The 16659-nt window shown below is 70.9% G+C and carries 14 protein-coding genes; 8 read left to right on the plus strand and 6 right to left on the minus strand.

The features are described 5' to 3' along the window. Positions 1-90 precede the first annotated feature (90 nt). The 4 genes from fomD (at position 91) to M1E25_RS02695 (ending at position 5406) form a co-directional block, all read left to right on the plus strand. A complete protein-coding gene (gene fomD / locus M1E25_RS02680; RefSeq protein ID WP_251408837.1) occupies positions 91-789 on the plus strand; it encodes a cytidylyl-2-hydroxypropylphosphonate hydrolase in 699 nt (232 codons plus the stop codon). Positions 790-870: 81 nt separating this feature from the next. Then, positions 871-1575, plus strand: coding sequence for a class I SAM-dependent DNA methyltransferase (locus M1E25_RS02685; protein ID WP_251408840.1), 705 nt, complete (start codon positions 871-873; stop codon positions 1573-1575). A gap of 47 nt (positions 1576-1622) precedes the next feature. Beyond that, a complete protein-coding gene (locus M1E25_RS02690; protein ID WP_251408843.1) occupies positions 1623-3692 on the plus strand; it encodes an ATP-binding SpoIIE family protein phosphatase in 2070 nt (689 codons plus the stop codon). 247 nt (positions 3693-3939) lie between these two features. Next, on the plus strand, positions 3940-5406 hold the full coding sequence (locus M1E25_RS02695; RefSeq protein WP_251408846.1) for a catalase: 1467 nt from the start codon (positions 3940-3942) through the stop codon (positions 5404-5406). 94 nt (positions 5407-5500) lie between these two features. Here M1E25_RS02695 and M1E25_RS02700 read toward each other — a convergent pair whose 3' ends face one another. After that, positions 5501-7831 (minus strand): transglycosylase domain-containing protein, encoded by a 2331-nt coding sequence (locus tag M1E25_RS02700; protein WP_251408849.1) that lies wholly within the window; start codon positions 7829-7831, stop codon positions 5501-5503. Between the two features lie 158 nt (positions 7832-7989). Here M1E25_RS02700 and M1E25_RS02705 point away from each other — a divergent pair, with 158 nt between their 5' ends. Further along, positions 7990-8943, plus strand: coding sequence for an SPFH domain-containing protein (locus M1E25_RS02705; RefSeq protein ID WP_251408852.1), 954 nt, complete (start codon positions 7990-7992; stop codon positions 8941-8943). Then, positions 8940-9194: a type II toxin-antitoxin system antitoxin gene (locus M1E25_RS02710; protein WP_251408855.1), complete on the plus strand. Its 255-nt coding sequence runs from the start codon at positions 8940-8942 to the stop codon at positions 9192-9194. The genes M1E25_RS02705 and M1E25_RS02710 overlap by 4 nt, the downstream gene beginning before the upstream one ends. Positions 9195-9383: 189 nt before the next feature. On the opposite strand, the gene M1E25_RS02715 is transcribed toward M1E25_RS02710, so the two are convergent. Beyond that, positions 9384-10313 (minus strand): hydrogen peroxide-inducible genes activator, encoded by a 930-nt coding sequence (locus M1E25_RS02715; protein WP_251408858.1) that lies wholly within the window; start codon positions 10311-10313, stop codon positions 9384-9386. Positions 10314-10910: 597 nt separating this feature from the next. Here M1E25_RS02715 and M1E25_RS02720 point away from each other — a divergent pair. After that, the gene (locus M1E25_RS02720) at positions 10911-11465 is read left to right on the plus strand and encodes a peroxiredoxin (protein WP_251408860.1); all 555 of its coding nucleotides are present in this window, start codon (positions 10911-10913) and stop codon (positions 11463-11465) included. Between the two features lie 6 nt (positions 11466-11471). Next, positions 11472-12008 (plus strand): alkyl hydroperoxide reductase, encoded by a 537-nt coding sequence (locus M1E25_RS02725; RefSeq protein ID WP_251408863.1) that lies wholly within the window; start codon positions 11472-11474, stop codon positions 12006-12008. Between the two features lie 102 nt (positions 12009-12110). Here the strand turns inward: M1E25_RS02725 and M1E25_RS02730 are convergent, their stop codons facing one another. From M1E25_RS02730 to phoH2, 4 genes are all read right to left on the minus strand, one after another. Beyond that, entirely contained in the window at positions 12111-12326 is a 216-nt protein-coding gene (locus M1E25_RS02730; RefSeq protein ID WP_251409055.1) for a type II toxin-antitoxin system Phd/YefM family antitoxin, read from the minus strand. A gap of 88 nt (positions 12327-12414) precedes the next feature. Further along, positions 12415-13725, minus strand: coding sequence for an AI-2E family transporter (locus M1E25_RS02735; protein ID WP_251408866.1), 1311 nt, complete (start codon positions 13723-13725; stop codon positions 12415-12417). 195 nt (positions 13726-13920) lie between these two features. Then, positions 13921-14601, minus strand: a complete 681-nt coding sequence (locus tag M1E25_RS02740; protein WP_251408869.1) for an aggregation-promoting factor C-terminal-like domain-containing protein — start codon at positions 14599-14601, stop codon at positions 13921-13923. A 483-nt stretch (positions 14602-15084) separates the two neighbouring features. Then, positions 15085-16422 carry an RNA 5'-3' helicase PhoH2 gene (phoH2, locus tag M1E25_RS02745; RefSeq protein ID WP_251408871.1) on the minus strand — a complete coding sequence of 446 codons (1338 nt, stop codon included), beginning with the start codon at positions 16420-16422 and terminating at the stop codon, positions 15085-15087. Positions 16423-16659: the final 237 nt, after the last annotated feature.

The following is a 16659-nucleotide window of genomic DNA, read 5'->3' on the forward strand; positions in this document are numbered from 1 at the left end:
GCCGAGGCCCGCCGGACCGACCGCTTGCGCGCGCCCACCGCGGGTGCGCGATCCCGGACCCCGATGCCGGGCACGCCCTAAGATCTGCTCATGACAGGGGAGACGACGCACATGCGGGAAGGCGGTCGGAACGACCGCGCGGGGGGCGGCTGGGCGGCCGGGGAGCACATCCTCTGGCGCTACCGCGGCAACGCCACGGACACCTTTCACATCTGCCGCCCCGTCACCGTCGTGCAGGACTCCCCGGAACTGCTCGCGGTGTGGATGGCGCCCGGCACGACGTGCGTGAAGCCCGTCCTCGCCGACGGCACGCCGGTGTACCGCGAGCCCCTGGCGACCCGTTACACCAAGCCGCGCGGCATCATACGGGCTCGCTGGTTCGGCACGGGGGTCCTCAAGCTGGCCCGGCCGGGCGACCCGTGGTCGGTGTGGCTGTTCTGGGACCGCGGATGGCGTTTCCGGAACTGGTACGTGAACCTGGAGGAGCCCCTGCGCCGGTGGCCCCACGGCGTCGACTCGGAGGACCACTTCCTCGACATCGAGGTCTACCCGGACCGCAGTTGGGCGTGGAAGGACGAGGACGAGTTCGACCAGGCGCAGCGGGTCGGCCTGCTCGGGGCCGAGCAGGCCGAGCGGGTCCGGGAGGCGGGACGGTCCGCCCTGGAGCTGGTCCGTTCCTGGGGCGCGCCGTTCGCCGACGGGTGGGAGAACTGGCGGCCGGACCCCCGATGGCAGGTGCCCGAGCTGCCGGCGGACTGGAACCGCTCCGCTCCGGAGGTGGCGCAATGAGGCACTTGCTGCGGACCCGGACAGCAACCGTAGGATCGTCCTCCGCACCATAGATCACGGGCAACTACCGAAGCATTCGTCATGTCTGACTGGACGTCACCCGGAGGCAGGCCGTTGAACGGCGAAGGACACGAGGAGTACGGCGGGCCCGTCGGAGCGGGCCGCGCCGGACAGGCCGAGGCCTTCGACGCGATCGGCAACCGCTACGACGAGGCGTTCCCGCACAAGGACGGTCAACTGGCCGCCGGGCGGTGGCTCGCCTCCTCGCTGCCGGACGGGTCGCGCGTTCTCGACCTGGGCTGCGGCACCGGCCTCCCGACGGCACGGCAGCTCACGGCCGCCGGCCACCGGGTGACCGGGGTGGACTTCTCGTCCGTCATGCTCGGCCTGGCCGGGCGGAACGTGCCGGAGGCCGAGTTCCACGCGCTGGACATCGCGGAGGTGTCCGCCGAGCGGCTCGGCACCTTCGACGGTGCGGCGGCCTTCTTCTCCCTGTTGATGCTTCCGAGGGCCGAGATCCCCCGGGCTCTGCGTATGCTGCATGCGGTGCTGCGGCCCGAGGGGCTGCTCGCACTGTCCATGGTCGAAGCCGACGCGGACGGCCTCGCAATTCCGTTCCTGGGCAACACCATCCGGGTATCGGGATACCCGAGGGACGAATTGCGGGAAGTCGTACGCAATGCGGGATTCGAGGTCACCGGGGAGGACTCGTATGTGTATGCCCCCGCCGACTCGGATGTGCCGCCCGAGATCCAACTCTTCCTGCACTGCCGACGACGTGCCTGACCCACGGCGCGCCTGACGCGCAGACCCGGACGGATGGAACCCTACGCGTGACGGAGCACCCGATCTCCCGCAACAGCCGGAAGGCCGCAGCAGCCATACCCGCCCCGGCCGAACCCCGGCGCGCGGCCGAGGCCGCGCAGGACGCGAGCCACGACAGCCGGCCCGCGCACCGGCAGCCCACGGGCCGGCCACGTTCGGGCGGACGGGCGGGGGAGGCCGACGCGAACGCCGCCACGGGCGCCGCCCGCACCGACCACGGGGACGCCGCGCACCAGCATGCGGCGGCCATCCCCGAGCAGACCGACGCCGCCGGCGCCCCGGGGCTCGGCCGGCGTCCGGCCCGGCCGTCCCCCGACCCCGGCACTGGCCCCGGGGAGGACGGTTACGCCGCCCGGTCCGTCGGCTCCGGAGCCACGGGCCCGGACGCCGAGCGGCTGCGCTTCGTCGGTGCCGCCACCCGCCGGATCGCCCGGGGCATCGACCTGGACGAGATCGTGCTGGGCCTGTGCCGGGCCACTGTTCCGACGTTCACGGACGTCATCCTCGTGTACCTGCGCGACCCGTTGCCGGTCGGCGACGAGCGTCCCGTCGACCCGGTGGTGCTGCGACTGCGCCGCACCGACCGCATCCCGGCCGAGAACGACGCCGACACCGGCGGCCACGCTCTGCTGAGCCTGCAGAACGAGCCCTCCCCCGCCTCGGATCTGACCGAGGTGCGCCCGGGCGGTCCGCTCGCCGAGGTGCTCCGCGGGGTGCGGCCGGTGTTCGGCGACTCCGAGGCGGTCGGGGCCGCGCTGCCGGAGCTGCTGGGCGCGGAGTTCTGCATACCGGGCCCGCATCGCGCGATCCTCGCCCCGCTGCGCGGGCGCCGCCGGGTGATCGGCGCGGCCGTGTTCCTGCGCCGGGCCGAGCGGGCGCCGTTCGAGGCCGACGACCTGCTGGTGGCGGCACAGCTGGCCACCCACACGGCGCTCGGCGTCGACAAGGCGGTGCTGTACGGGCGCGAGGCGTACATCGCCGACGCACTCCAGCGGTCCATGCTTCCCGATTCCCTGCCGCAGCCGACCGGTGTGCGGCTGGCCAGCCGCTATCTTCCCGCCGCCGAGACCGCCCGGGTGGGCGGCGACTGGTACGACGCGATCCCGCTGCCCGGCAGCCGGGTCGCCCTGGTGGTGGGTGATGTCATGGGCCACTCCATGACCTCCGCCGCGATCATGGGGCAGCTGCGGACGACCGCGCAGACGCTGGCCGGTCTGGACCTGCCGCCGCAGGAGGTGCTGCACCACCTGGACGAGCAGGCGCAGCGGCTCGGCAGCGACCGCATGGCGACCTGCCTGTACGCGGTGTACGACCCGGTCGCGCACCGGATCGTGGTCGCCAATGCCGGCCATCCGCCGCCGGTCATGCTGCACGTCGGGGGGCGCGCCGAGGTGCTGCGCGTACCACCGGGCGCCCCGATCGGCGTCGGCGGTGTCGCGTTCGAGGCGGTGGAGCTGGACGCGCCCACCGGCGCGACCCTGCTGCTCTACACGGACGGGCTGGTCGAGTCGCGGCTGCGGGACGTGTGGACCGGCATCCATCAGTTGCGCGACCGGCTGACCGCGACCGCCGAGCTCACCGGCGCCGATCACGCACCGCCGCTGGAGCCGTTGTGCGACGAGGTCCTCGACATGCTCGGCCCGGGCGACCGGGACGACGACATCGCGCTGCTCGCCGCCCGCTTCGAGGGGATCTCGCCGGAGGATGTCGCCCTGTGGCACCTCGACCCGGACGAGACCGCCCCGGGGCGTGCGCGGCGGCTGGCCCGCAGCGCCCTGCAGCAGTGGGACCTGGAGGATCTGACGGATTCGGTCCAGTTGCTGATCAGTGAGGTGGTGACGAACGCGGTGCGGTACGCCGAACGCCCCGTCACCCTGCGCCTGCTGCGTACGGACGTGCTGCGCTGCGAGGTCGGTGACGACGTACCGCAACTGCCGCGGCTGCGGCAGGCCAGGCCGTCGGACGAGGGCGGCCGCGGGCTGTACCTCGTCAACCGGCTGGCCCGGCGGTGGGGCGCGACGCGGCTGAGCACCGGCAAGGTCGTGTGGTTCGAGCTGGGCGGCCCCGCCCCGGCCTGAGTGCCTGTGGTGGTGGCCGGGCTCGGATCGCCGGGCCGCGGACGGTGCGGGTGGACCCGGAGTTCTCCGGGTCCACCCGCATTACGCGTTTCGGGGGACTCGCGGTACCCCGCACCGCATGGGGGTACCGATCTCGGGTACGGGCTTGTGACAGAGAGAACGTTTGAAGGCGTATGCGCCTTTCTTCCGGCTCCTTCGGGTTCTCTCCGATTCTTCCGAACGGCAGTCGACGTTCAGCGAGGCGTTCATGACCGAGTCAGCAGCCCGCAACATCCCTCCGACCACGAACAACGCCGGCATTCCGGTGGAGAGCGACGAGCACTCCCTCACGGTGGGTCCCAACGGACCGATCCTGCTTCAGGACCACTACCTCCTCGAGAAGATGGCCCAGTTCAACCGGGAGCGGGTCCCCGAACGCGTGGTGCACGCGAAGGGCAGCGGCGCGTACGGCGTCTTCGAGGTGACGAACGACGTCAGCCAGTTCACGAAGGCCGACCTGTTCCAGCCGGGCCGGCGCACCGAGATGCTGGCTCGCTTCTCGACCGTGGCCGGCGAGCAGGGCAGCCCGGACACCTGGCGCGACCCGCGCGGTTTCGCCCTGAAGTTCTACACGGAGCAGGGGAACTACGACCTGGTCGGCAACAACACCCCGGTCTTCTTCGTCCGCGACACCATCAAGTTCCAGGACTTCATCCGCTCGCAGAAGCGGCGCCCGGACAACGGGCTGCGCGACCACGACATGCAGTGGGACTTCTGGACGCTCTCCCCCGAGTCTGCCCACCAGGTGACGTGGCTGATGGGCGACCGGGGCATCCCCAGTTCGTACCGGCGCATGAACGGCTACGGGTCCCACACCTACATGTGGATCAACGCCGCGGGTGAGAAGTACTGGATCAAGTACCACTTCCACACCGACCAGGGCATCGGCTTCCTGACGCAGGAGGAGGCGGACCTGATGGCCGGTGAGGACGCCGATGTGCACCGCCGGGACCTCTTCGACGCGATCGAGCGCGGCGAGCACCCGTCGTGGACGCTCAAGGTCCAGGTGATGCCGTTCGAGGACGCGGCGGACTACCGGTTCAACCCGTTCGACCTGACGAAGGTGTGGCCGCACGGCGACTACCCGCTGATCGAGGTCGGCCGGATGACGCTGAACCGGAACCCGGAGGACTTCTTCGTCCACATCGAACAGGCGGCGTTCGAGCCGAGCAACATGGTGCCGGGTATCGGCCCGTCACCGGACAAGATGCTGCTGGGGCGGTTGTTCTCGTACCCGGACACCCACCGGTACCGGATCGGGCCGAACTACGCGCAGCTGCCGCCCAACCGCCCGCACGTACCGGTGCACTCGTACGCCAAGGACGGTCCGATGCGCTACGAGCCGAACCGGGTGGGTGCGGTGTACGCGCCGAACTCGTACGGCGGGCCGGCTGCCGACGCGGCCCGGTTCGGCGATCCCGCCGGGTGGGAGACGGCCGGTGCGATGGTGCGCGAGGCGTACAAGCTGCACCGTGAGGACGACGACTGGGGCCAGGCCGGGACGATGGTGCGTGAGGTCCTGGACGACGATGCCCGGCAGCGCCTGGTGTCCAACATCTCGGGGCACCTGCTGGACGGCGTGAGCCGGCCGGTGCTGGCCCGCGCGCTGGAGTACTGGCGCAAGGTCGACAAGAACCTCGGCGACCGGGTCGCCAAGGCGGTCAACGGGAGCTGACGCCCCGGGGCCGCGGTCGCGCGGACTGTCGGAACGGCGAAGACGCCCGGAACCTGTCAGGTTCCGGGCGTCTTCGCCGTTAGGCTCCGGCCGGTCAGCCGGCGGTGCCGGCGTCGCTGCCGGCGCCGCCGTCGGTTCCGCGGCTGGTGCGCGGTCCGGGTTCCACGGTCGGCCCGGTCCCGTCCGGCGGCATCGGGGGCTGTGTCGGGAGCTGCTCGGAGCCGGACGGCGACGGGGGCAGGCCGCTTCCGGACGGGGCCGTCGGCTGTCCGGATCCGGGCGCGCTGGGACCGGTGGAGGCGCCGCTGTCCGAGGGGGACGGGGAGGGCGTCGGGGCGACGGCCGCTCCCTGCTCGGTGTCGAGCTCGAAGTCGGTGACGCGCTGCCCCTGCAGCGCCGCCTTGGTGTAGGCGGCCCAGATCTGCGCCGGGAACCCGCCGCCGTTGACGCGGCCGCCGCCGGCGGCGCCGGACAGCGACACCTGACGGCCGCCCTCGCCTTCGCCGAACAGGCCCACGGTGGTGACCAGTTCGGGGGTGTAGCCGGCGAACCAGGCGGACTTGTTGTCGTCGGAGGTTCCCGTCTTGCCCGCCACCCTGCGCCCGGTGGACTGCACGATGGCTCCGGTGCCCTCGTCGACGACGCCGGTGAGCACCGAGGTGACCGCGTCCGCGCTCTGCCGGGTGATGACCGCGTCGCCGATCGCGTCCCGCGGCTTCACCTTCTGGTCGCCGCGCTCCGCGGACTTCACCAGACGCGGTGTGACCTTCTTGCCGTGGTTGTCGAAGGTCGCGTAGACCGACGCCATGTCGAGGGGGCTGGCGCCCATCACGCCGAGCGACATCGCCGGCCGCTCCTCGAAACCGCCCGCCTTCTTGCTCATGCCGAGGTTCAGTGCCGTCTGCTTGGTCCGGTCCAGGCCCACGTCGACGACCATCTGGGCGAAGACCGAGTTGACCGAGGCGTTCATCGCCTTCTGGACGGTGATCTGCCCGTAGTCCTTGTCGTCCTCGTTGGGCGGGGCGAAGGGAGTGACGCTGCCGCGCACGGGCCGCTCGCTGGTGCCGTCGTAGACGGTGCTCGCGGTGATGGGCACGCCGTCCTGGGTCTTGGATCCGTTCTGCAGGGCCGAGGCGAAGACGATCGGCTTGAACGTGGAGGCCGGCTGGTAGTCGCGCCGGGTCGCGTTGCTCAGGTAGTGCCGGGTGGCGTCCCTGCCGCCGTAGAGGGCAACGACGTCGCCGGTCTTCGGGTCGACGGACACGGCACCGGCCTGGACGTGGCCGTCCACCTTGCGCTTGTCCGGGTCGAGCTTGGCGTTCAGGGTCTCCTTGACGGCTCGCTCCAGCCGCTTCTGCTTGGACTCGCTGATGGCGAGGGTGATGTCCCAGCCGCGGGCGCCGAGTTCGGCCTCGTCGACGCCGGAGGCGATCAGCTCGTCGTTGGCGGCCTTCACCAGGTATCCGGCCTGGCCGCTGAGTCCGGGGGTGGGCTTCGGGTCCTCGGGCTCCGGGAACTTCATGTCCCGGCGCTCGGCGGGGCCGAGCCACTTCATCTCGACCATGTTGTCCAGCACGTAGTTCCAGCGCTGTTTGACGAGCCGCTTGGAGGTGTCGGTGGCCGACGACCAGTCGTACTGGCTGGGGGCCTGGAGGAGGGCGGCGAGGTAGGCGCCCTGCTCGGTCGTCAGGTCTTTGGAGTCCACGTCGTAGTAGGCCCGGGCCGCGGCCTGGACGCCGTGGGCCCCCCGGCCGTAGTAGCTGGTGTTCATGTAGCCGCTGAGGATGTAATCCTTGCTCCGCTGCTGGTCCACCTTCAGCGCGATGATCATCTCCTTCGCCTTGCGGGTCAGGGTCTGGTCCTGGGTCAGATAGAAGTTCTTCACGTACTGCTGAGTGATCGTCGAGCCACCCTGCTTGCGCCCCATGGCCGTGGATATCAGCCCGCGGAGGGTGCCCTTCAGGTCGACGCCCGCGTCCGTGTAGAACGTCTTGTTCTCGGCGGCGACGAAGGCGTGCTGAACGCCCTTGGGCACCTTGGAGATCGGGACCAGTTCGCGGTTGACCTCGCCGTCCCGGGCGAACACCTTGCCGTTGCTGTACCGGTAGATGTTGCTCTGCTTGCCCGCATCCGCGTTGGCAGTAGTGGGGACGTCGATGTAGATGTAGAGGCCGATGAACGCGGCCATACCGAGGGCGCACACCGCCAGAAAGGCGCCCATCAGCTTCTTCCAGGGGAAACGGCGGCGCCCGCCGCCCGGGGCCTCGGCACGGCGCCTGCCACCCGGCGACTCGGAACGGCGCCTGCCACCCGGCGACTCGGAACGGCCCATGCCACCCGGCGACTCGGAACGGCCCATGCCGCCCGGCGTCTCGGCGCGGCGCGCGCCCCGCTGCCGTGCCCTTCGCTCTTCCGCTCGGCCCATCTCACGCTCTTCCAGTCGATCCGCCCCGGGGAACTCACGAAGCTAGCAGTGCCGGTGGGGACAGCCTGATGCGGACCCCAGGGAAATCAGATAAAGTGATAGCACTTTGCTAGGAGCGGGTGAACGGCCCGCGTCGATACCGGAATCGGGGGCATCCCATGTCGAGCACACCGCATCCCACCACTCCGCACGAGAACGCCGACGGTCCCGACCTGCCGAAGCCCCGGGTGCGCGAGCGAGCGGCCCGCAGCATCGGCGGCGGGCTCGCACTGCTGCTCGGCCTCGTCGGCCTCGCGCTCGGCATCACCGGAATCGTCCTCGGCGCCGGACGGGCCGAGAACGGCGAGAGCGGCGGCACCCCGTTGATCATCGTGGGCGTCCTGGTCGCGCTCGGCTCGCTCTTCGCCATGGCCGGGCTGAACATGGTGGCACCCGGCGAGGCCCGGGTGGTACAGCTCTTCGGCCGCTACACCGGCACCATCCGCACCGACGGGCTGCGCTGGGTCAACCCGCTGACAAGCCGGAAGAAGATCTCGACCCGGGTGCGCAACCACGAGACGGCGGTCCTCAAGGTCAACGACGCCTACGGCAACCCGATCGAGCTCGCTGCCGTCGTCGTCTGGCAGGTCCGGGACACCGCGCAGGCCGTGTTCGAGGTCGACGACTTCCTGGAGTTCGTCTCCACCCAGACCGAGGCGGCCGTCCGCCACATCGCCATCGAGTACCCCTACGACGCCCACGACGAGAGCGGCCTGTCCCTGCGCGGCAACGCCGAGGAGATCACCGAGAAGCTCGCCGTCGAACTCTCCGCGCGTGTCGAGGCCGCCGGTGTCCGGATCATCGAGTCCCGCTTCACGCACCTCGCGTACGCGCCCGAGATCGCCTCGGCCATGCTCCAGCGGCAGCAGGCGGGTGCGGTGGTGGCGGCCCGGCGCCAGATCGTGGACGGCGCGGTCGGCATGGTCGAGGCAGCCCTCGCCCGCCTCACCGAGCAGGACGTCGTGGAGCTGGACGAGGAGCGCAAGGCCGCCATGGTCAGCAACCTCATGGTGGTGCTCTGCGGGGACCGCGCCCCGCAGCCGGTCGTGAACACGGGCACGCTGTACCAGTGACCGGTCGACCTCCGCAGCGGGAGCCGCGGCAGCGCAAGCAGGTGCTGCTGCGGCTCGACCCCGCCGTGCACGACGCGCTCGCCCGCTGGGCGGCCGACGAACTGCGCAGCACCAACGCCCAGATCGACTTCCTGCTGCGCAAGGCCCTGTCCGCGGCCGGGCGCATGCCCGGCTCCGCGGGGCCCGCCGCCCGCCGCGGCCGCCCGCCGCGCAACCGTCCGGAAGCCGACAGCGACGGCGACGGGCCGTAGCGGGGCGTGCGGCCGGGACGCCTCAGCCGGGCGCACTGCCGTGGAGGCCCCGGGGACTGACTGCGCGGCGACACTGTCCGCACCGGCCCGGCCCACTGCGCGCCCTGCTCGACGCGCTCCGCGACGTGAGGGGCGGGTGGAGCGGCCCGGGAACCGGCGCCCCCGCCACAGGCCGCCGTCCACTCCCGCTCAACCGGCGGCGATCCGCACCGGCAGGGACGCCAGCTCCTTGCGCAGCGCCGCCGCGAACTCCTGGAACTCGCCCTGACGGGCCGCCCCGGAACGCATCGCCAGCGCGACCCGCCTCGAGGGCGCCGGGGCGGCGAAGAAGCCGGCCGACAGGTGCTCGCTGCGCCCGGTCTCCACCCGCAGGGCGGTGCGCGGCAGCAGCGTCACCCCGAGCCCTCCGGCCACCAGCTGAACCAGGGTGGACAGTCCGGCCGCGCTGGCGGTGACCGGTGCGCCGCCGGTCCGCCCCGCGTCACGGCAGACGTCCAGCGCCTGGTCGCGCAGGCAGTGCCCCTCGTCCAGCAGCAGCAGGTCGAGGTCGCGCAGAACGTCGCGGGGGATGTCGTCGCGTCCGCCCAGCCGGTGCCCCTGTGGGGTGACGAGCACGAAGTCCTCGTCGAACAGGGGCAGTTCGGTGACCCCGGGCACGCCCAGCGGTACGGCGAGGAGCAGCAGGTCCAGCCGTCCGTGCGCGAGCCCGTCGAGCAGCGAGGCGGTCTGCTCCTCGTGGACCTGGAGGTCCAGTTCCGGATACCGGTCCTGGACCAGGCGCAGCACGGTGGGCAGCAGGTACGGCGCGACGGTGGGGATGACTCCGAAGCGCAGACTTCCGGTGAACGGCGCCCGCGCGGCCTCGGCCTCCTCCATGAGTTCGCCGACCGCTTCCAGAACGGTGCGCGCCCTCGCGGCCAGCCGGTCACCGGCGGGAGAGAGCAGCACCTTGCGGGTGGTGCGCTCCAGGAGTTGCACGCCGAGGCTCTCCTCCAGCGCCGAGACGGCGCCGGAGAGGGCGGGCTGGCTCATGCCGATCGCGGCGGCGGCGTCCCGGAAGTGCAGGTGCTCGGCGACGGCGGAGAAGGCGCGCAGCTGCGAGAGTGTCGGGGACTTCACGGCGCCGCGCGATGGGCCGGGGGTGGCGATGTGGCCCTCCTGGGACGTGGTGCGGTTCCGTCGCGGACGACCGGGGCGGACCGGGGGACGTCTGCGCGACCGCGACCGGCTCGAACGGACATTTCACCAGATAATTTACCGGATCGGGGCGGACAGTCCGGGCCGCCGGCCGTGCCCTTGCTCACACGACGACGACACGGCGCGACCCGCCCACTCTCCGGATCCGCTCCGGCGTCTCACCACCCGGGACGGTCCGCGGACGGCTTTGTGACCCGCGGAGGCCGGACCCTACGATGCCCTGCAGACCCCGCCCGAAGGCCCGGCGAGGCCTCGGCGGCCCACTCGCCCCGGCCGGCGAGGCCCTCCATGCCACCAACGGCGGCCTCCCCCGGCCCCGTTCCCCCGATCGGGCGCCGCACGCCCCGCCCCATGGCGGACGAAGATCCACAGCGAGGCTTCGACCAGCGGTGATAGCAGAACCCGATCAAATCATGCCGTTGATTCGATTTCTTGGATCAGTGCACGCCGTGCCAGGGTTGCCGAAGTCCAACCCCAAGGGAAGTGCGCAACCCGCATTTCCTGCACGAAGGAGCAGATTTGCTTACCGTCGGCGACAAGTTCCCTCAGTTCGACCTGACCGCCTGCGTCTCGCTGGAGAGCGGCAAGGAGTTCGAGCAGATCAACCACAAGTCCCACGAGGGCAAGTGGAAGGTCGTCTTCTTCTGGCCCAAGGACTTCACCTTCGTCTGCCCGACGGAGATCGCCGCGTTCGGCAAGCTGAACGACGAGTTCGCCGACCGCGACGCTCAGATCCTGGGCGTCTCCGGCGACTCCGAGTTCGTGCACCACGCCTGGCGCAAGGACCACGACGACCTGCGTGACCTGCCCTTCCCGATGCTGGCCGACTCCAAGCACGAGCTCATGCGCGACTGCGGCGTCGAGGGCGAGGACGGCTTCGCGCAGCGCGCCGTCTTCATCGTGGACCAGAACAACGAGATCCAGTTCACGATGGTGACCGCCGGTTCCGTCGGCCGTAACCCCAAGGAGGTCCTGCGGGTCCTCGACGCCCTGCAGACCGACGAGCTGTGCCCCTGCAACTGGAGCGCGGGCGAGGACACCCTCGACCCGGTCAAGCTTCTCGCCGGAGAGTGATCTGACATGGCCCTCGACGACCTCAAGGCCGCGGTACCGGCCTACGCCAAGGACCTGAAGCTCAACCTGGGCTCCGTCATCGGCAACTCCGAACTGCCGCAGCAGCAGCTGTGGGGCACGGTGCTCGCCTGCGCCATCGCCTCCCGCTCGCCGCGCGTGCTGAAGGAGCTGGAGCCGGAGGCCCGGGAGAACCTCAAGCCCGAGGCGTACGAAGCCGCGAAGGCCGCCGCCGCCGTCATGGCGATGAACAACGTCTACTACCGGACCCGGCACCTGCTGTCGGACCCGGAGTACGGCAACCTGCGCGCGGGTCTGCGGATGAACGTCATCGGCAACCCGGGTGTGGAGAAGGCCGACTTCGAGCTGTGGTCGCTCGCGGTCTCCGCGATCAACGGCTGCGGCATGTGCCTCGACTCGCACGAGCAGGTGCTCCGCAAGGCCGGCGTGGACCGGGAGACGGTCCAGGAGGCGTTCAAGATCGCCTCCGTGCTCCAGGCCGTCGGCACGACGCTCGACGCCGAGGCCGTGCTCGACCAGGCCTGACCGGACCGCTGTTCACCGAGGGCGCCCCGCCGTTTCCGGCGGGGCGCCCTCGCGGCGTCGGAGAGTCACACTGGGCTGCGGCAGTGAACCGGAAGGCGTACTTCACGCGACGTCGTTCCGTCGTTCGTCTGCGAAGAGATCGGCCAGCAACTCCGCCATCGACACGGTGGGCTCGTCGAGGTGCTGAACGGCTTCGCGCGCGAGCAACTCGTCGGCGGCGTCCTCGAGCGCCTGGTACTCGTCGATCGGCACGATCGCGGCTACGGGTACTCCGTTGCGGGTGATGACGGCGGAGTCGCCGTCCTCAGCCTGATTGATGAGCGCGGCATCGTGGCAATCATCCGGTGAGCGAGACCGGGACCCGGACGTACCGGGGGGCGGGGCCGGTTGCCCGGCCCCGCCCCGCTCAGGCTTCGTTTTCCCGCTGCGGAGCGGCGGCGACCGCTTCGGCCGGGGCGGCCTCCCGCACCGCGTCCCCCGCGACGGGTCCGGCCGACTCGGCCGCGTAGCGGCGCAGGTGGCCGACCATCGTGTTGGTGACGGCGACCAGCGGAACGGCGACCACCGCACCGCCGATTCCGGCGACGAGCGAGCCCACCGCCACCGACAGCACCACGGCGAGCGGATGCACCCGCACCGCGCGGCCCAGGATGAGCGGTTGCAGGACGTGTCCCTCGATCTGCTGCACGACGAGCACCACGATGAGAACCATGAGCGCGGTGAACACGCCCTGGGTCACCAGCGCGACGAGCATCGCCAGCACGCCCGAGACCAGGCCGCCCACGAGGGGGATGAACGCGAACAGGAAGATGATCACGGCCAGCGGAACGGCCAGCGGAACGTCGAGGAAGTACAGCCCGAGGCCGATGAAGACGGCGTCGATGAGGGCCACGAGGACCGTGCCGTGCACGTAGGCGGTCAGGGTGCGCCATGCGCGCGGCCCGGCGCCGGCCAGTCCGGGTCGAGCCTGCGCCGGCACCAGCTTGAGCGCCCAGGTCCAGATCTTCCGCCCGTCGTGCAGCAGGAAGAGCGTGCAGAACATCGCGAGCAGGATGCCGGTGAGCATCTCGACGACGACGGTGACGCCCTGGAGCCCGGCCGACGTCAGGGTCTCGGTGTTGGAGCCGACCGCGTCGCTCAGGTTCTGCGCTATGTCGTTGATCTGCTTCTCGGTCACGTGGAAGGGGCTGTTGAGCAGCCAGCGCTTCAGTTCGTTGATGCCGTCCTGCACCCGGCCGGAGAGGGTGTCGGCGTTCTCCATGACCTGCCAGGCCACGAACCAGCCGACGAGCGCCATGACCAGGAAGCCGAAGATGAAGGTGACGGCGGTGGCCAGTCCGCGGGGCAGCCCGACGCGCTTGAGCCGGGCGACGGCCGGCTGGAGCAGCGCGGTGATCAGCAGTGCGGCGACGAACGACAGCACCACCAGCCGGATCGTGCTGATGACCCGCATCAGCACCCACAGGGTCCCGGCGAGGACCAGCAGCCGCCACGCCGCCTCGCTCGCCACCCGCAGCCCCCAGGGAACCGCGGCGGCGGGTTCCGGCCGGGCCCCCACGGTCGGGGCGTAAGCGGGCCGCGCGGGGACCGGACGCGTCCCGCCGTCAACGGCGGCCGTCGCGTCGTCGAAATACCTGTCGTTGCGGGCCGCACGCGCGGCGAGCCGACGGTTCAGCCTGGCCCCCAGGCCGTCGATCCATTCGGGCAATGTCGCCATGCGGTCCCCCTACCCCGTGCTGAGCTCCGTGCCGCATCGACGGCAGAAGCTGTTGTCCCTTCGGGTCCGGGTCAGGACGAGGCGGCGCAACAGCTTCTCACACGCACCGAGCCCCCGACCGTTGTCGATCGGGGGCTCGGTGATGTCAGGGACCGGCCGCTGGGGCCCGGGGACCGCGCCGGGGCGCGTCCGGGATCAGTACCAGTGGTTTGCCTGCCAGAACGACCAGGCGCCGCAGGGGCTGTCGTACCGGCTGTTCATGTAGTTGAGGCCCCACTTGATCTGGGTGGCCGGGTTGGTGCGCCAGTCGGCGCCCGCGGTGGCCATCTTGGAGCCGGGGAGGGCCTGGACCAGGCCGTATGCGCCGGAGGAGGCGTTCGTCGCCTGATAGTTCCAGCCGCTCTCGCGCGACACGATGTTGCTGAAGCACTGGAACTGGTCGGTCGGCATCATCTGCCGGGCCATCGCCTGGACCTGCGCGACGGTGTAGGAGCTCTTGACCGCGAAGTCGGCGGCGTCGCGGGCCGAACGGCTCGCGGCCTCCTCGGCTTCCGCGCGCTCCTTGGCGGCCTTCTCGGCGGCTTCCTTCTTGGCGGCGGCGTCCTGGGCCGCCTGCTTCCGGGCGGCTTCCATGGCGGACTTCTTCGCCGCGGCGTCGGCCTCGGAGGACTGCGCGTCGATCTGACGCGTGAGGGTCTGCGCCTGTGCCTGGTTCCCAGCGGATATGTCGGCGAGGAGCGTGGCGTCGGCGGCGGTGGCCTCGACATCGGCCGAGCCCTGCTGCGTGCTGCCCGAGGCAACACCGACTACCGCTCCGACGGTGGTGACCGCGGTGGCGGATGCCACGGCGAAACCGCGGACCGAGATCCGGCTCACTCGGGTTTTCCTTCCAGCGTCGTCCGCTTGTGTGACCTCGCGGACGCAATCGTGCCCCTGGCGCGGTCCTCCCCTTGTTCCGTGCCCCGTTGTGCTCGTGGGGCCCGGCTGGTCACGGGAGGCACTGACCCGGTGCGTCCCTCCCTGGGGAGTTCGGCGTGTGCTCGGGCGGCGTACGGCGAACGCTGTTCTGTTGTGTCCGTGCCACTCCCGGACGGGGTCCGAGAAGCACCCGTAGGGGTGGTGACGCGGGATGGTGATGCCGTACGCGGGGCCTGACAGGAACCACACCCTGCCGGAGGACGATGCGTCCAGGCAATTCCCCGGGGGGTGGGAAAGGTCACATCCCGTTTAGTCCCTTGCGTTTTCGGAAATGCAGGCGCGCCAAGACGCCGCGCGGCTAAGCTCGTTGGCTTCCTCCGCGCGGCGTCCTCAACTCTTCGGTCGAAGCGGCCGCAATCGTCGATCGGCTTTCACAAAGGCTCAGATATGGCCTTCCTCCAGCATTTCGGTCACCAGTGCCGCAATCGGCGACCGCTCGGAGCGGTTGAGGGTCACGTGCGCGAAGAGCGGGTGACCCTTGAGCTTCTCGACAACGGCGACCACCCCGTCGTAGCGGCCGACGCGCAGGTTGTCGCGCTGCGCCACGTCATGGGTGAGCACCACGCGGGAGTTCGCCCCGATCCTGGACAGAACGGTCAGAAGCACGTTGCGCTCGAGGGACTGCGCCTCGTCGACGATCACGAACGCGTCGTGCAGCGAGCGGCCGCGGATGTGGGTGAGCGGCAGGACCTCCAGCATGCCGCGTCCGACGACCTCCTCGATCACGTCGGCCGAGGCGACCGCGGACAAGGTGTCGAACACCGCCTGCGCCCAGGGGTTCATCTTCTCGGCCTCGGAGCCGGGGAGATAGCCCAGCTCCTGCCCGCCGACGGCGTACAGCGGCCGGAAAACCATCACCTTGCGGTGCTGGCCACGCTCCAGGACGGCCTCGAGGCCGGCGCACAGCGCGAGGGCGGACTTGCCGGTTCCGGCCCGGCCGCCCATCGAGACGATGCCCACGTCCGGGTCCAGCAGGAGGTCGAGGGCGATGCGCTGCTCGGCGCTGCGCCCGTGGATGCCGAACGCCTCGCGATCACCCCGGACCAGCCGGATCCGGCCGTCGGCGGTGACGCGGCCCAGCGCCTTTCCCCGGTCCGACTGGAGGACGAGCCCGGTGTGCACCGGCAGTTCCGGCATCTCCGGGAGGTACACGCTCTCCACCGAGAACAGTTCGTCCACCTGCTCCGCGCTCATGGACAGTTCGGACATACCGGTCCATCCGGTGTCCGTGATGGCGAGCTCGGCCCGGTACTCCTCGGCGAGCAGGCCGACCGAGGACGCCTTGATGCGCAGCGGCAGGTCCTTGGAGACCACGGTGACGTCGTACCCCTCGGCCTGGAGGTTGCGTGCGACCGCGAGGATCCGGGCGTCGTTGTCGCCCATCCCTCCTCCGTGCCCGAGGAAGGAAGGGGGGAGTATGCCGGGGTCGGAGTGGTTGAGTTCGACCCGGAGCGTCCCGCCGAGCTCACCGGTCGGGATGGGGGCGTCCAGCCTTCCGTACTTCACCCGGTACTCGTCGAGCAGGCGCAGCGCCTGGCGGGCGAAGTAGCCGAGCTCGGGGTGGTGTCTCTTGGCCTCCAGCTCCGTCACCACGACGACGGGCAGCACGACTTCGTGCTCGTCGAAGCGGACCATGGCCGACGGGTCGGCCAGCAGGACGCTGGTGTCGACGACATAGGTGCGCCGGCCGCCTGAGCGGCGCTTCACATGGGTCACCACGATGGGACGAACCCCCTCGCATGAGGTCGGAATGCGACTGCGTCGCGGGAGAAGGGACCGGTTCCGGTCCGCTGCGAGGACCGGAGGCCGGCCCTCCACGTCATCCCCGCGAACGCGGGGTCGTCCGTGCGCAAGGGACCTCCCGGGCGGACGACCCGGTGCCGCCCGCTGTCACCCGGCGCCCGCGGTCGGGCGCCGATGTGTCAGAGGTATTCCCGAGATGACGCGCGGCCATGC

The sequence above is a fragment of the Streptomyces meridianus genome, from assembly GCF_023703325.1.
Classification (GTDB): domain Bacteria; phylum Actinomycetota; class Actinomycetes; order Streptomycetales; family Streptomycetaceae; genus Streptomyces; species Streptomyces meridianus.